The sequence below is a fragment of the Nocardia brasiliensis ATCC 700358 genome (assembly GCF_000250675.2).
In the GTDB taxonomy this organism is placed as follows: Bacteria; Actinomycetota; Actinomycetes; order Mycobacteriales; family Mycobacteriaceae; genus Nocardia; species Nocardia brasiliensis_B.
On the sequence record NC_018681.1, the window covers coordinates 9058656 to 9074452 of the forward strand.

The 15797-nt window shown below is 67.3% G+C and carries 15 protein-coding genes, 1 tRNA gene and 1 pseudogene; 9 read left to right on the plus strand and 8 right to left on the minus strand.

All coding sequences use genetic code 11. The annotated features are described in order from the left end of the window. Positions 1-6 precede the first annotated feature (6 nt). The gene (locus tag O3I_RS43250; RefSeq protein ID WP_014988882.1) at positions 7-804 is read left to right on the plus strand and encodes a phosphatase PAP2 family protein; all 798 of its coding nucleotides are present in this window, start codon (positions 7-9) and stop codon (positions 802-804) included. Here O3I_RS43250 and O3I_RS40560 read toward each other — a convergent pair. Beyond that, on the minus strand, positions 697-1674 hold the full coding sequence (locus O3I_RS40560) for an MBL fold metallo-hydrolase (RefSeq protein WP_216226489.1): 978 nt from the start codon (positions 1672-1674) through the stop codon (positions 697-699). The two genes, O3I_RS43250 and O3I_RS40560, sit on opposite strands and share 108 nt — an antisense overlap. Before the next feature lie 288 nt (positions 1675-1962). Between O3I_RS40560 and O3I_RS40565 the strand changes: the two genes are divergently transcribed. The 8 genes and pseudogenes from O3I_RS40565 (at position 1963) to O3I_RS40595 (ending at position 8423) form a co-directional block, all read left to right on the plus strand. Next, positions 1963-3147 (plus strand): serine hydrolase domain-containing protein, encoded by a 1185-nt coding sequence (locus O3I_RS40565; protein WP_014988884.1) that lies wholly within the window; start codon positions 1963-1965, stop codon positions 3145-3147. A gap of 37 nt (positions 3148-3184) precedes the next feature. Next, complete coding sequence (locus O3I_RS44625; RefSeq protein WP_086006255.1) at positions 3185-3721, plus strand: hypothetical protein; 537 nt, start codon at positions 3185-3187, stop codon at positions 3719-3721. A 243-nt stretch (positions 3722-3964) separates the two neighbouring features. After that, on the plus strand, positions 3965-4612 hold the full coding sequence (locus tag O3I_RS40575) for an MspA family porin (RefSeq protein WP_237748212.1): 648 nt from the start codon (positions 3965-3967) through the stop codon (positions 4610-4612). A 163-nt stretch (positions 4613-4775) separates the two neighbouring features. Next, complete coding sequence (locus tag O3I_RS40580; protein WP_014988887.1) at positions 4776-5051, plus strand: hypothetical protein; 276 nt, start codon at positions 4776-4778, stop codon at positions 5049-5051. Between the two features lie 434 nt (positions 5052-5485). Continuing rightward, complete coding sequence (locus tag O3I_RS40585; protein ID WP_141691725.1) at positions 5486-6622, plus strand: SHOCT domain-containing protein; 1137 nt, start codon at positions 5486-5488, stop codon at positions 6620-6622. Between the two features lie 6 nt (positions 6623-6628). Beyond that, entirely contained in the window at positions 6629-7159 is a 531-nt protein-coding gene (locus O3I_RS45255; protein ID WP_141691726.1) for a hypothetical protein, read from the plus strand. Positions 7160-7318: 159 nt separating this feature from the next. Beyond that, positions 7319-7684, plus strand: a pseudogene (locus O3I_RS43260) (barstar family protein); the annotation flags it as partial. Positions 7685-8352: 668 nt separating this feature from the next. Next, positions 8353-8423, plus strand: a tRNA-Gly gene (locus tag O3I_RS40595). Positions 8424-8497: 74 nt separating this feature from the next. Here the strand turns inward: O3I_RS40595 and O3I_RS40600 are convergent. The 7 genes from O3I_RS40600 to O3I_RS40630 form a co-directional block, all read right to left on the minus strand. Further along, positions 8498-8761, minus strand: coding sequence for a hypothetical protein (locus O3I_RS40600; RefSeq protein ID WP_014988890.1), 264 nt, complete (start codon positions 8759-8761; stop codon positions 8498-8500). 813 nt (positions 8762-9574) lie between these two features. Then, entirely contained in the window at positions 9575-10690 is a 1116-nt protein-coding gene (locus O3I_RS40605) for a methyltransferase (RefSeq protein ID WP_424769562.1), read from the minus strand. 182 nt (positions 10691-10872) lie between these two features. Then, on the minus strand, positions 10873-11385 hold the full coding sequence (locus tag O3I_RS40610) for a flavin reductase family protein (RefSeq protein ID WP_014988892.1): 513 nt from the start codon (positions 11383-11385) through the stop codon (positions 10873-10875). Beyond that, on the minus strand, positions 11378-11890 hold the full coding sequence (locus O3I_RS40615) for an NADPH-dependent FMN reductase (RefSeq protein WP_041563184.1): 513 nt from the start codon (positions 11888-11890) through the stop codon (positions 11378-11380). Before O3I_RS40615 ends, O3I_RS40610 begins: the two co-directional genes overlap by 8 nt. 45 nt (positions 11891-11935) lie before the next feature. After that, entirely contained in the window at positions 11936-13153 is a 1218-nt protein-coding gene (locus tag O3I_RS40620) for an SfnB family sulfur acquisition oxidoreductase (protein ID WP_014988894.1), read from the minus strand. Continuing rightward, positions 13153-14268 (minus strand): dimethylsulfone monooxygenase SfnG, encoded by a 1116-nt coding sequence (gene sfnG / locus O3I_RS40625; protein ID WP_014988895.1) that lies wholly within the window; start codon positions 14266-14268, stop codon positions 13153-13155. The genes O3I_RS40620 and sfnG overlap by 1 nt, the downstream gene beginning before the upstream one ends. A gap of 116 nt (positions 14269-14384) precedes the next feature. Then, entirely contained in the window at positions 14385-15770 is a 1386-nt protein-coding gene (locus tag O3I_RS40630; RefSeq protein WP_014988896.1) for a styrene monooxygenase/indole monooxygenase family protein, read from the minus strand. Between the last annotated feature and the right edge of the window lie 27 nt (positions 15771-15797).

A 15797-nucleotide genomic window follows, 5' to 3' on the forward strand; every position in this document is an offset into this window, starting at 1 on the left:
GGAAAGGTGACCCCGAATCCCACGCTCGTCCCGACTCGACGCCGGGTACCGCCGCTCGCGGTGGTGGCCGGGTTGCTCATCGTGTTCATCGTCGGACTCACCGCCAACGTGGTGGCCCGCGACGGGCTCACCTCGATCGACCCGGATATCGCGGACTGGGCGGTCGCGCATCGCAACGGCGTACTGACCCCGATCGCGATCACGGTCAGCAATATCGGCGGCACGGTCGCGATGACCACACTGGCCACCCTCGCCGTGATCGCCTTCGGCTGGTTCGGGTACTGGCGCGCGGCCGGACTGGTCATCGTGACCGGTCTGCTGTCCTGGCTGTTCGTAGACGGCGGCAAGAACCTGATCGCCCGGCCGCGCCCGCCGGTCGACCTGCATGTCGTCGTCAAGACCAACTTCGCCTACCCGTCCGGGCACAGCCTCGGTTCGATGGCGATCGTCGGCATCGTGTCCGTGCTGCTGATTCCCCGCCTGCGACGCCGCGCCGCACGCTGGATCGCGGCGATCGCGGCCGCCACTTTCGTTGCCGCGGTGGGTCTTTCCCGCATCTACCTCGGCGTGCACTGGACCACCGACGTGCTCGGCGGGTGGGCCATCGGCGCGCTGCTGGTGATCGCGACCTTCAGCGGCTACCGCTATCTCGAAGCGCGCGAACACGATGCCGTGCGCGCCGGCGCGAAACACCGGTCAGCCGTACGGGATCCAGGTGGTGCGGCCGTCCCCGTCCCGGCGCACCCGGCCGAACGGCACGTCGGCGAAGTGGATTCCGAAGGCCAGATCGCCGGTGGAGGCTAGCCGGTCGACCAGCATCCGGCGTCGGCGAATCCCTTCGGCGGGATCGAAATCCGAGCCACACGCCCACTCCGGATGCCGCACCTGCACCGGACTGTGCAGCGCGTCACCGATCATCACCAGGCGCCGGCCCATGGACTTGAGCGCGAACGCGGTATGCCCCGCGGTGTGCCCGGGGATCTCCTGTGCCCGCACGCCGGGGAACACCTCCGCGCCGTTCACGAACGGCTGCACCCTGGCCGTGATGGTCGCCAGCATCTGCGGCGTCGTGATGCTGTTGCGCGCCCAATCCGGCAGCGCCGCGACCAATTCCGGCGGCAAGGCGTGCCACCAGTCCCACTCCGACTCGTTCACCAGATACCGGGCCGTGCCGAACGGCGGCACACCGCCCGGACCCGGATACAACGTCCAGCCGAAGTGATCGGTGTGCAAGTGGGTGAACGCGACCGCGTCGATCCGGCCGGCCACGCCGAGCCGCGCCAGGTTGCGCAGCAACGCGCCGCCGTGCGTCGCACCCGTCATCGGGTTGTCCGGCTCGTCCGGCATGACGACCGGGCCGATCCCCGCGTCGATGAGCAGCGCGCGCCTGCGATAGCGCACCAGCAGCGCGCCGATGCCCGCGACCAGGTGCCCGTTCTCGTCGAGATGGTCGGCGTAGGCGGCCCAGTCCTGGGCGGTGGCGTCCGGCAACCACCCGGACGGCTTCAGAAAGACCGCGCCGTCGGGCACATAGGTCAGTTCCATCCGACCCAGCCGAATCGTGCGTAACCGCGGCGGCCGCCGCAACCGCTCGTGCTGCGCCGTAGCAGCCGGGCGGGTATCGGGCCTGCCCGCCGCCCAGCCGTGCCTCGAATCGATCCGCGATGATGTCACGTCAATACTCCTCGGTCGAGATCTGACAGTAGCGCGCGAATACCGTTCGCGTGACCCGGCTTTCGTTGCCCAGGGCGCGGCTCGGTGTCGGTCGAGAAAGAGAACGCGAGAACCCGAGAGTCCGTATCAAGATCGTGTCCAGCAACCTCGCGCGCGAACAGTCCGTCCAGACGTCCAGCTGGTGAACCCCGGCTGAACGACGCCGCGCCTGCCATGCCGTCCAATACTGTCTGGCACCGAAGGGTTTTCACCGGGTCAGGCGGTGCCGCCGGATCGCGAGGAGGAGTTGTGGTGTTGGTCGAGGGGTTCGTCGAGCGTGGATACGAGGACGTTCGGGTCGCATTCGGGCAGGCGCACGAGAAAGACGCGGGTGCCGCGCAGTTGTGTGTCCATCGTCACGGCCGGGTCGTCGTCGACCTGTGGGCCGGCCACGATCCGATCACCGGAAAAGCTTGGGACGCAGAGTCGCTGGTGGTGTTGATGTCGGCCTCGAAAGGGGTGACGGCAACCTGCGTGCACCTGCTCGTCGAACGTGGACAGCTCGACCTCGAGGCGCCGGTCCGGGAGTACTGGCCGGAGTTCGCCGCCAACGGCAAAGCGGATGTGACGGTCGCCGACCTGCTCACCCACCGGGCCGGGCTGTGCGGCTTCGAACCCGAATCCGGTATCCGCGCAGCGGACTTCACGGATTGGGCGCGGTGCGTGTCCGCGCTCGAAACGATGGCGCCGCTGTGGCGACCGGGAACCGCGTTCTACTACCACGCCATCACCTGGGGTTTCCTGGCCGGCGAACTGGTGCGGCGGGTCAGCGGAAAGAACGTCGGCGACTTCCTCGCCGCCGAAATCGCCGAACCGCTCGGGTTGAGCCTGTGGATCGGTCTGCCGGAAACCGAAGAGCCCCGGGTTGTTCCACAGTTCACCCGCACGCCCTCACCGTCGGCCGCCGACGTATCGGCCGTGCTCGCCAGGATGGGTATCGATCTCGAATCCCGCCTGGTGCGCAACCTTCTCGACACCGTGGCGACCCGCGAAGACGGCATCGAACTGCTCAACACCCGCGCCGGGCACGCGGCCGAGGTCCCGGCGGGCAACGCCATCGGCAACGCCCGCGCCCTGGCCCGCATGTACGCCGCCACCATCGGCGCCGTCGACGGCATCCGGCTGCTCACCCCCGCCACCGTCGAGCGTGCCTGCCGCCCCGGCACCGACCACCTCATCCACCCGGCCCCCATCGACCTCCTCCCCGTCACCCACCGCTTCGCCAACGGCTACGAACTCCCGCAAACCGGCAACCCCATGCTCGGCGCCACCTCCTTCGGCCACGTCGGCACCGGCGGCCGCATCGGCTTCGCCCACCCCGCCTCCGGCACCGCGGTCGGCTACACCTGCACCGACATGACCGCCGACGTCGCCGTAGGGCCGGATCCGCGTTGGACCCCCTGGCTGACCGCCCTCCGCCAAGCCCTCGTCTGACGGGAACCGTCCCCGCGACAGCCGTAGCCTTGATCCCGTGACACCGGAAGCCCGAGTTCTCGCGGAGGCGTTCGCGGACGAACCCTTGATGACCTTCTTCTGGCCGGATCCAGATCGCCGACGGCGCGCGTTGCCGTACTTCTGGCACTCTCGGGTGGAGGCGCGACGACGTAAAGGGATTGTCGACACCGCGTCCGACGACACCGGGATCGTGAGCGTCGTCCTGTGGGATCTACCGGGTGTTGCTACGCCAATGACCAAGCCGCTCAGCTTGATCCGCGCTTTGGGCTGGACGGCACCACGGGCCTTGGCCACCTCCCGCCAGATCGAGGGCCTCCGCCCGAAGCATCCACACCTATACCTGGCGTGCGGTGGAACGCTGCCCCACGCCCGCGCGAAAGGCGTGACCGCCCAACTGGTGCGCGCGCGTATCGAGGCCAGCCGAGTCGACGTCTTCGTCATCGCCACAAACGACCACAGCGCCGCACTCGCCGAGCACGACGGCTTCCGCCCCACCGGCGAACTGGTTGTCGCGCAGCACGTGGTCCTGCGCGGAATGCTGCGGGCGGTGTGAGCACCACGAGTTCTGGCGCCACAGGGATCGGCGCAGGTCGTACCGTGGCCAGCCGAGGGCGGCCCAGCTCCACCTGCGCGGACGGCCAGGCGGTGTTCGGTCAGAGCGAACGTCGTACTCGACCGGTGTGGTCGAAGGAGTGTGGTCGTGGGCGTGTCGGTGCGATGGTCGGGTCGGTTGGTCTAGGGTCGGCCAGGTTTCTTGTTTCGCTGTTCCTACTGGGGGTTTCGAGGAGGCGGATTCGTGTTCAGGCGCGTTTGGGCGTTGTTGGGTTGCTTATCGTTCGTGATGGGTTTGCCAGCGGTGCTGTTGGGCGTCGGAGTGGCGGCCGCGGAACCGGTGGCGGACAAGTTCGGGTCGTTCACCACTGATGACGGATGGGTCGTCAACGTATTCAAAACCGATGAAAAGTTGGACCGCTGGCCCAATTTGGCGGCCACCGCCTACACACGCGAGGGCTTCTACAGCGTGAAAGGCGCTGTGTCGATCGAGGGGGAGGGGCGTGCGCCGGTCAACGCGGCGGCCGTGCAGATCGGGTTGCAACTCGGGTGCCAGATCGATGTGAGTACCGGTCTCACCGCGGGGTTGGGACTCAACGTCGGTGTCAACGGAGTGGTGACGGTGTCGCAGTATCCGTCGGGCTTGGTGGGCGGCAACGCCGGTGTGAATCCGAGCGTGTCGGGGACACTCAAGCCCGGCGGCATCACACAGTTGGTTCTCGGCGCGAAATCACTGAATGGCGCCTATGGTTCGATCGCCACGCGGGAGGCCGAGATGAAGGTCGACGCCTGTGGCGGACCGGTTTCGGTGCGTTCGGTGGTCACGGTGTCACTCGCCACACCGACGAGTACCGACTCGTTCTCGGTCTACGGCGACCCGGTCTATCTCTGAGCATCGCGCACGCTGAACTGCTCGTGCGGCAGACGACGGTACTTGCCGAAGGCCAGCTCCTTCCATGTGATAGCTTCCGCATATAGCCAGCGTGACGCTGTGCGAGTTTGATGCTCTCTGCCTTTGTTCAGGTCCGGTATCGGTTCGGCGAAGGGGGTTCGACATGACCACGGCTCCTACCACGCGAGATCGTCAGGGCTTCGCCGGCGGCAGTGCGACCGATTCGCTGCGTGTGCTGGGAGCGATCGTGGTCGGCGTGGTGATGCTGATTACCGCGTTCGCGTATCTGAACCGGATACCGGGCTGGGCTGACCAGCACGGCGCTGTCTGGGTGTATCTGGGGTTCTTCGTCTATATGTCCATCGCCGGACGGCTGTTCTGGTGGGGGCTCGATCAACTCCTGGACCGATTGCGCACCCAGCGCGGCACCGGTCGGTGACCGTGCGCCGCGACCGGCTGCTTCGTCGGGCCGCGACTGCCACCGCACTGCTCGCCCTGGCTGGTGGGTGCGGCGCGTTGTGGACGTATCCGGTTGCCGCACAACCCGATATCCCCTGCGAGCAGTGGCAGCAGCTGCATCCGGGCTGGCCGTGCATCCCGGTCCCCAAACCGCCGCCACCGCCGCCACCTGGGATGTCCGATCCCGGTCAAGCACCGACCACCGCGCCACCGGTGCTGCCGGGACAGCCGAACCAGCCCCAAGGCGGCGGTTACGGGCCTACCCTCGGTGGCGTCATCCCGCCTGACCCTGGGCCCGGCAACGGCACACCGATCGTGCCGGTTCCCGGATTCACCCCACCCGTCCTGCCCGGAAACCGGCTCCCACCTGGATCCGCGAATCCCCTGGCTCCGAACAACCCGACTCTGCCCGTGGTGCCCGCGCCCGCCGACGGCGGTCAACCAGCGCCGCTGCCGGTTCCGGCAGCCGGAGGTGAGGACCTGGTTTCTCAGCTCGAACGCGCGGCCCGACTCCACGAGCAGGGTCTGCTGTCCGATCAGGAGTTCGCCGACCTCAAACAACGACTCCTGAATCCTCCGGCCATACCACCGCAACGCCCGCAACCTGGCACCCCGGTCAGCACGGACACCGGCCGAGGTGACAACCGCGTTCCGGCGCTACTGCTGACCGGACTGACCGCGTTCCTGAGCGCAGGACTGCGTCGGCGTGCGCGCGACGAGACAGGGACCAGTTACAGCCTCAACGACGGCACCGTGGTCGAATTCGACGCCGACGGCCGCTTCATCACACCGAGCTGGAGCGACCCCAGCATGGGGACCGCGAACTCGGTGCACATCTTCCCCGAACCTCAGGTCACCGCTGACAACCCGAGCCTGAAAGACAAAGGGCTACCACCCACGATCGAGGGCGGCATCACCTTCCCGAGTAACCCCAACGATCAGATGTACCTATCCCGCGTGCCGGGCCCTGAGGGCGACAACCACAACTGGTACGTCGCCTACACCTACATCAACCCACGCCTGGACGACCCCGGCGCGAAAGACAAAGACGGCTGGCTGCCCTACGCGCTGATCGTCCAAGACCAGAACGGCTACCACCAAGTCACCGACCCACCCGCCAAAGGCAGCGGTGCCGCCGCGGCCATGGCCGCCGGCCTGGCCATGTGGGGCTTCCAACGACCGGCACCCGGAACGGGAGGCGGTGGCCGCAGTGACGGCCCCCGGGTTCGACCAGGCCCCAGCGGGCCGCCGAAGCCTGCGACGATAACCGGTCCCAAAGGTGAAACCATTCCAGCCGTTCCGCCTGGGGCCACAGGAACAACAACGCCGACAGGTAAGGGTATCGAGTACCCGATTCCGCAGGGTACGGCCGGACTCGACGCCAAGGTAACGTCCATTCGTGTGATGGATCCTGTCAGTACCGGAAAGTATCAATACCCTAATGGTTACGTGGTGTACATGAACAACAGTGGCCAGACTGTAAATCCCTTGACCGGTCGAACGGTTTCAAATGCCGATCCTTACGCCCACATTGAACTCCCACCTAGGTAGGCCCAGTTGACCAGCGATCATGAAGCTCGGGTGGTACGACTCGAATCGCTCCTTTCCGGCGACCATGGCCGTGTCCCAGAAGAAATTCAATGGAATCCGCTCACTACCGAGGATCTACTGCTGGAAGCATGCGTTATAGATGTTCGCTATATGTCCCATATTTCATCGGTCGGGTTGCTTCTGGACCTACGCACCGCGCTTCAGATTGACGAAGGAAACACAGGGCTGCTTGTTGTCGAACAAGATCTCGACCTGAAAATATCAACCGAAAAAATGCACGGGCCAATGGTCCGAACCATTGTGGGATCGGTTCCGCGCGTAAATTCTTCCGCAGGTTATGGCATCGAGATTGCCTGTATGCCAAGCTCCTTGATATCCATTTCGGGCGGTCAAGCCTATTTTCATGTCGGCAATGTCGACGGCATCGGCGAGGTGCCACCAACGTTGGAAGGCAAAGTGCTACCGAGAACCGGGTTTCAAAGTTGGGAGTCCAGCATCAGGCTGGTTTACACGGCTGCTTCCCCATCAATCGCGTGAGAAATTGCGGTGAGGCCGGAAGCTGTCCGACGGCTATCTGTATTGGCCGAAAAACACCCCCGCCGGTGACGCAGTAGCAGCAGAGCTTCCAAAGAAGCGGGGGTAGCGGATTTCGGTGTCTTCTACGGCTGATCGTCAACTCGACAACACAACGGCTGCGGCCGAGTGTTCCAATTCCCCTGGTACTTCGGGCAGAACTGGGCCGCTTTCGACGAATGCATGAGAGATCTCGACGAATGGCTTCCTCCAGGAACGCAGGGATACGCCCTTGCCGTGTGGAACGCTGACGCCGTCTTGGTCGAGGACAAGTCAGCATTGGAGGCGTTCGTCGACAGTCTGAACTTCATTCATCAGGAACTCGCGGAACCCTCAGGGCTGGTCTCCACCGGCACCGGCGTCGCCTCGCCGACACCGAGGGGGTTCCAGGTGGTGCTGCATTGCGAACCCGGCGCTCATGATCGGTTGCTCAGCAGGTGGACTCGCGCCGGAGCCCGGCTCAACCCGCCCGCCGCCGCACATCTCTGATCGACTGTGTGCCGATACCTCAGCTCCCGCACCTGGTTCCGCCGGCAGTCGGTGCCCGACGTGACAGCCCGTACTCGGCGCTCGGCCATCGGGTCGTGCTGCGTCATGATGACCTCTCGGGCGCAGCGTGCGCCGTGGTCGGCGTATGCGAGGGATAGGTTGGGAATGGGACGGCAAGGATCACCACAACGGTGGTTGTTGTTGCCGGATTCGCGCCGATCTCATCCCTCGACGCCCTGCAGCAAGACTGCCAGCAGGTCAACCGCAGCATAGCCAGTGAACCCGTTGCGCCGCAAGGCAAATGCCGTCCAGCCGAGAATCTGCGACACGCCCACCCGTAGGACACGCCCATGACTTGATGGGGGCCGGTTATCGCACAGCGACGCCGCTGCAAAGCGAGGTCGTCACACGGAAGTCGAGCACTTGGTTCCGGCGTCGGCGGCGCGACGGGCTCGGTTCCCTCGTTGGGAAAAATCTGGGAAAAATCGACCCGATCGAGGCCGCCTGAACGCCACCGAGGACCGCCGAAAGTGATCGAACCCGGATCAGTCTCGGCCTCCCGCCCGGCGGTTGTACCTACCCATCACCGCAGGTCAAACACTCCTGCCTGGACTTTTCCCGCTCCCGCGCTGACTCTGCTAGAGTCTCGACAAGCGGTTCACCGCTTCGCCGATGTAGTTCAATGGTAGAACTTCTGCTTCCCAAGCAGACAGCGCGGGTTCGATTCCCGTCATCGGCTCAGCATGGCTCCGATCTGGTAGTTCAGGTCGGAGCCGATTGCGTTTCGGGGGTGTCCACTGCGGTGAATGTTGTTCAGGGGGTGGGGGTTTCGGTGGCGGGGACCAGGCAGAGGTAGGGCTTGCCCGCGTAGGTTCGCGCACCGTCGACCAGGCCCGCTTCGGCGGGGGTGCGGCAGCGCACGTAGGGCTTGCGGCGGGTGTAAGAGACGTCCTGGTGGCGTAGGGCCGCCGCTTCGTCGGCGAACGTTTGATGGCATTGCGCGCAGTGGCACACGTTGTGCGCGCTCAACGGCCACTGGTGGTGGCAGCCTCGGCACTTCACCATCTCGGCCGACATCGTGGCCACACTCCTTACCAACCCTCATCAGATACTCCGCCACGGGAGTTCCACCACGGTAGGTGCCGGCCCGGTGCGGTTCTTGCCGAGGATAATTTCCACACCCCCGGTGAGCAAACCCGTACAGCGCGGATGATGCGGCAATGCAACAACATCCGCAACCTGCTCGCGACATCCGCCGCGGTTCGGCGCCCCGCACGCGCACAGCGCCCCGCGCACCTTTCGGTGTCCCGCGCACCTTTTTGCGTCCCGCGCGCATGTCGGTCGACTGACACGCGCGCGGCGTGACGAAAGGTGCGCGGCAGCGCTGAACCCAGGCGCCAGAGCAAGCTGACCTCCACGGCGCGCGCGGCGTGCACGCGCCCCGCCGTCCCGCGCCGCAGCGTCCCTTGCATCCCGCGCACCTTTCGGTGTCCCGCGCACCTTTCGGTGTCCCGCGCACCTTTCGGTGTCCCGCGCACCTTTCGGTGTCCCGCGCACCTTTCGGTGTCCCGCGCGCGTGTCAGTCGACTGACACGCGCGCGGGGTGACGAAAAGTGCGCGGCAGTGCTGACTCCAGGCGCCAGAGCTAGCTGACCTTGGCGGCGCGGGCCGCGTGCACGCGCCCTGCCCTCCCGCGCCGCAGCGTCCGGCGCATCCCGCTCACTTCTCGACGTCCCGCCGCGCGTTTCAGCGCCCCGCACACCTTTCAGTACCCCGCTGCGCGTTTCGGCATCCCGCGCACCTCTCAGCACCCCGCGCACCTTTCGGTGTCCCGCGCGCGTGTCGGTCGACTGACACGCGCGCGGGGTGACGGGAAGTGCGCGGCGGTGGTCAGCCCAGGCGCCAGAGGGAGGTGATTTCGGTGGTGCGGGCGGTGTGTAGCGGGTCGGTGGTGTCGCGGGTGCGGGGGTGGTGGGGGATGGTGTCGAGGCGGTCGAGGACGTGTAGACCGGCGGCGGCGATGTGGGCGTGGAGTTCGGGCCGGGTGCGCAGGCCGAGCCGTTCGGCGAGGTCGGAGAGGACGAGCCAGGCCTCCCCACCAGGGGTGAGGTGGGCGGGCAGGCCTGCGAGGAACTGGCGCAGCATCGCGCTGTCCGCGTCGTAGACGCCGCGCTCGAGGGCGGAGGTGGGCCGGGCGGGCAGCCACGGCGGATTGCAGACGATCAGGTCGGCGCGGCCTTCGGGATAAAGGGTGGGCCCGGTGACGTGGACCGTGTCGGCGAGCCGCAGCCGGTCCGTGTTCTCGCGGGCACAGATCAGGGCGCGGGGGTTGTCGTCGGTGGCGACGACCCGCCGGATGCCGCGCCGCGCGAGTACCGCGGCCAGCACGCCGGTGCCCGTGCCGAGATCGAAAGCAGTCGCCGCACCGGCCGGTAGGGGCGCACCGGCGACGAGGTCGACATATTCACCGCGGACCGGCGCGAACACGCCGTAGTGCGGATGGATGCGGTCACCGAGAGCCGTTATGGGGACACCCTTTTCGCGCCATTGCGCAGCACTGAGCACGCCGAGGAGTTCGGTGAGCGCGACGAGCACGGGCCCGCGGCCCGGTCCGTACGCCTGGTCACAGGCCGCACGGACGTCGGGGGCGCGGCGCAACGCGAGCGCATGGTCGTGCTCGAGGTGCACGAGCAGCTTCCCGAGCACCCGGGCGCGCTGGTTGCGGGCCCGGCGCTGCGCGCGAAACATCTCCGCCGGATCATCTTGGCGCGCAGGCACTTTCCGATCGATACGCCGCGCCATCGCCCGCAGCAGCTGGCGGCCATTGTGATAGTCGCCCCGCCACAGCAGTGCGGTGCCTTCGCAGGCCAGCCGGTACGCGGTGGCGGCGGGCAGCCGGTCGTCGGCGATCAGGACGCGGCTGGGTGCCGGTGTCGCACTTTCGGAATGCCAGCGGGCGGATCGGACGGTCTCGGCTTCGGTCCAGGTCACGGTGGACACGGACAACTCCTCGTGGTCGGGCAGTCAGGGGCACGGAGTGCACCTCGACGAGGAGTTACTGCGAGTGGGTGTGGCTAGCGCTCCCGCGTCGACGTGCGCGCGGAGCCGTCCCCTAAAACCATACCCATGGTCATGACAGACCCTTCCGAACGAATGTGTCACCAGTCTCGCACATCCGGCGGGCTACCTCACGACGCGATGTCGACCTCGGCATGCAATCGACGGAACCTGCTGCCGTGGAAAACGAGCGGGTCGACGTCGGTGCGGGTGGCGATGCGGTGGATGCGCAGGATGACGACCGCGTGATCGCCCGCGGGCACCTCCGCCTCCGGCACCCCTTCGATCCACGCCGACGCCCCGTCGATGAAGACCGCCTCACCGGTGCCGCGATGTAGTGCGGTGCCGCGGAAACGGTCGCCGTTGCGGGCACCGAGCGAGCGGGCGGCGTCCTGCTGGTCGGTGCCGAGCAGGCTCAAGCCGAGATGTCCCGCGGCGGCGAGTTTCGGCCAGGTCGAGGACGAGTTCTGCACGCAGAACGACACCAGTGGCGGATCGAGGGAGACCGGCACGAAGGTGCTCACCGCGAGACCGTGTGGGGCGCCGTCGATATCGGCGCAGACGGCGACCACACCACTCGGGAAGTTGGCGAAGGCGCGGCGTAGGCCGCTGCCGTCGGCGGGAGATTCGAAGAGCTCATGCATGATCGGTCGCCTTCACGGTGGCCAGCGCCTGGGCGACGGGGCGCCACCGGTCGCTGTAGCGGTCGATCGCGCCGTCCTCCTGGAAGGTGCGATCGGAGAGGTAGAGGCCGGGCAGCGCGGCGGTGGCGCCCAGTTCGACCAGGACCGGTTTGAGCAGCAGGTCGGGTGCGAGCGCGTGCCCGGGCCCGGCGCCGAGCATTACGGGGACGCCGAGCACACCGGCCAATCCGGTGCCGCCGTCGAACTGTTCGAGGAACAGCTTCAGCAACCCGGTGTAGGTGGCTTTGAACGTCGGACTGGCGAAAACGACCATCTCCGAATCGGCTACGGTGCGCACCGCCGCGCCCACCGCGGGATCACCCCAGCCGAGCAGCGCGGGACCGAACTCGACCAGATCGAGCACGGCGGGCTCCACGTCGGGGCGCAGCCCCCGCGCGACCAGTGTGGCCGCGGTCAGGGTGCGGGAAGCGGGCTTCGGATTGCCGACTACGACCGTCACTGTCACTGTTCGTATCCCTCTCGCTGACAAACTGTTCGACCGCGCGAGCGGTCAGAGCACCCCGTGCAACGGCGGCGCCGTGCCGTGCAACAGGGCACGGCCGAGGTGCTGGTACTTCCATCGGACCGGATCGTGCAAGGTGTGCGTGCGCGCGTTCCGCCAGAAGTGATGCAGGTTCAGATCTGCTGCGGCACTGCGTGTCCCGCCGACCTCGAACAGGGCGCTCGATACCTCGGTCGCGGCCCGATAGGCGAGTACCTTCGCGGCCGCCACCGCGAGCGAGGCCCGCGCGGCGGAATTCGCTTCCGCTGCAGTACCGGTCGCCCCGTCGACGGCGAGACCCGCCGCGGTTAGCGTGGCCTCGGCGGCGGTGACCGTCACGGACAACTCGCCGAAGCGCTGGATCAGCAAGGGATCGTCGATCGCGCGGGCGACGTCGGCTTCGAACCATGGCCTGCTGGCGGTCTGCACGAATTCCGTTGCCGCCGTGAGTGCGCCGCGGGCAATGCCGGTGTCGATGGCGGCGTGCAGCAGCTGCGCGAATGCGCCGTACGCGTGCGGGGCCCGCACCGCCGCCGAACGGGCGATCACCTGGTCGGGATCCACGAGCACCTCGTCGAACCGCACGGTGCCGCTGCCGGTTGTGCGCTGGCCGAAACCGTTCCAGTCGTCGATGATCTGCACGCCGGGGGTGTCGGCGGGCAGGTACACGATGTACTCCCCCGGCTCCAGCCCGCTGCGACCGTCCGGATCGTCCAGCTTGGTCAGCACCGCCAGCAGATTCGCGAACAGCGAACCGGTGCAATAGAACTTGCGACCGTCGACGCGAAACCGCTTGCCGTCCGGGCGCAAGGTGGTGCTGATATCGGCGATGGTCGCACCGCCGCGTTCGGACTGCGCGTTGGCGATGCGCGCACCGTCGAGCACCTGCCCGAAATACCTGCGCCGCTGCGCGTCGGAACCGGCCAGCCGCACCAGGTTCAGATAGACGAAGTGGCTGTGCGGGATCTGCGCGATATTCGGGTCGGCGGTCGCGAGAATCCGCACCACCTCCGCGACCGCGCTCGGCGGCAGCTCCGCGCCGCCGTACGCGGCGGGCACGGTCACCGCGAGCAGGCCGGCGGCCGCGAGCCGATCCACCTCGTCGTGCGGCAGGACGCGGTCGCGGTCGCGCACGGCGGCGCCGGCGGCGAACTGCGCCGCCAGCCCCTGCGCGACCGAAAACGCCTGTGCCGCCGAGGTGATGCGATCGGCCGCGACCGCGGTCATCAGCCCACCGCCGCGACCGGCCGCCGCGCGGCCTCCAGTTCCCGGACCAGCGGTAGCACTTTCGCCCCGAAGTACTCGATCTCCTCCTGGAAGTGCAGGAAGCCGCCGAGGATCAGGTCGACGCCGAGCTCGCGGTAGGCGACGATGCGCTCGGCGATCTGCTCGGGGGTGCCGATCAGTTTGGTGCGAAAGCCGTCGTTGTACTGCACGAGATCCTCGAAGGTCGAGTCGGCCCACATGCCCGTGTGGTCCTTGGTGGACGCGCCCGCCTGCTGCACCGCGTCCCGGAAACCTTCCACAGCAGGCTTGTTCGCCTTCTCGATGATCTCACGCAGCGTGTCCTGCGCCTCCTTTTCGGTGTCCCGGGCGATGATGAAACCGTTCAGGCCGAACTTCACCTCGCGATTGTTCTCCCGGGCCACCGCCCGCAGATCGTCGAGTTGTTCGGTGACGCCGTCGAAGTCCTTGCCGTTGGAGAAGTACCAGTCGGCGTAGCGGCCGCCGTTGCGGCGGGCGGCGGTCGAGTTGCCGCCTTGGAACAGTTCGGGATTCGGCCGCTGCGCGGTGTTGAGCGGTTTCGGCTTCAGCGTGAAATCCCGGATCCGGTAGAAGTCGCCGCCGTAGTTCACGTTGTCCTCGGTCCAGATCTTGCGGATCACCTCGAGGAATTCGGCGCTGCGCCGGTACCTTTCGTCGTGCTCGAGCCACGGCTCGCCCAGCGCGGTGAATTCACCCGCGAACCACCCGGAGACGACATTGATGGCGAAGCGGCCGTTGGAGAGGTGGTCGGCGGTGGCGCCGAACTTCGCGAGCACCGCGGGATGCCAGAGGCCGGGGTGGATCGCCGCGATCACCTTCAGCCGCTCGGTCGCGCCGAGCAGCGCGAGGCTGAACGAGGTCGACTCGTGCTGGAATTCGGCGCCGTAGGACGCGGTGTAGCGCACCTGGGACAGCGCGTATTCGAAGCCGTTGCGCTCGGCGGTCTGCGCCAGCTTCTTGTTGTAGTCGAAGTCCCAGCTGGTGCGCTGCTCGATATCGCTGGTGACCAGTCCCCCGCTGACATTGGGCACCCAGTAGGCGAATTTGATCTGGTCGGCGATCTGCTCCGTGGTCATAGCTGCTCCATGGTTTCGGGGGTAGCCGTCGATCTACACCACTCCAGCACCGCGACCCGATCGGCACGAGGGTTTGAATCTGTGCGATCGGATCGCTGTGCCGAGGCGTGCCGATATCAGGCGCTGGCGAGGGCATCCGAGAAGGTGGACCGGGCGAACTTGCCCGCGGGCGTGAACCGGCCGAGCACGGCGAGCGCGTCCTCGCCGGTGACCCGGGTGATGAAGGCGTTGGCGGCGTCGAGCGAGTCGACCTCGAGGAAGGGCTGCGGGTGGTGCAGCAGGCCGACCAGCGCGGCGGCGAACTTCGGTGCGACGCTCGCCGCCGCGAACAGCTGATTGCCGATCTCGGCCAGTTCGGGATCGCCGAGGAACAGCCGGGTGACCTTGTTGGCGGCATCGCCGCGCACCGCGAGGAACTCGGCGTACTGCTCGGTGAACCAGGCCTCGTCGAACGGACCGTCGTGCACCGCCGCGGCGGCCACCAGTCGCTGGGCCTGGATGAGCCCGCTCTGCGCCCCTTGGCCCGCGATCGGGTCGTAGGCCGCGGAGGTGTCGCCCAGCGAGGCCACCACGTGGCCGCCCGCGGTGTGCCCGACGGCCGCCCGGACCACCGGCCGCACCGCGCCTTTCAGCCAGGAGTGCGGGTCGTCGGCGAGCACCTGGGTGGCCAGCACCTCCGGCAGGTCCCAATCGATGAAGTCCCGGTACAGGTCCTGCACGACGCGCAACGCCGATTCCGCGGAATCCGCTGTGGCGAAACGGGTTTCCCAGTCGCTACCGGGGCGCGCCCAGCCGAGGAACGCCCAGCTGGGTCCGGCGTCCTTGTGCAGGTATGGGCCCCACCAGGCCTCACCCTGCTCGGCCAGGATGGAGAAGCCGCTGTGTGCGCCGCCCGCGGGGCTGCGGTGCGCGAAAACGTCCTTGTCGTGGCCGATTCCGGTCACGGTGACGGTGAGCAGCGAACGCTGCGGCGCGTCATAGGGGGTGCGCGTCTCGTCGATCGGGAACAGGTCGGACAGCCCGCCACGACCGGTGGCGACCAGCGTCAGATCGTTCGCGGCGGCGATCGAGTCGAGGGTCTCCGGAGTCACCGACTCGACGACGAAGCGACCGCCGCGCTCCAGGAACGCGCTCAAACGCTCGTCGGCCTTCAACCGGGTGTCGACGGCGACGCCGACATAGCCGTCGAAAGTGCCGTCGAACTGGATCAATTCGGCGCCCTCCGGTCCGGCGATCCGGACGCTGAGGCCGGTGTGCCGGGGTGCGCGACCGGTGTAGGTGTCCAGGCCGAGTGCCGACTCGGCCTGCTGGGTCACGCCGAATTCGAGTGCGGTGCCGGTGGCGGGGACGTCGTCGCGCAGACTGCGCTGATCACGGTCGCTGTAGAGGGTCACGTCGAATCCGGCGTCGAGCAAACCCAGTGCCGCAGTGGCGCCGGTTTGGCCCGCACCGATCACCGCGGCCGAACGGGGGGAACGGGGAACGGAATTCTGCGTTGTCATGTAGGGATCATCGAGGTGTGGCGCAGC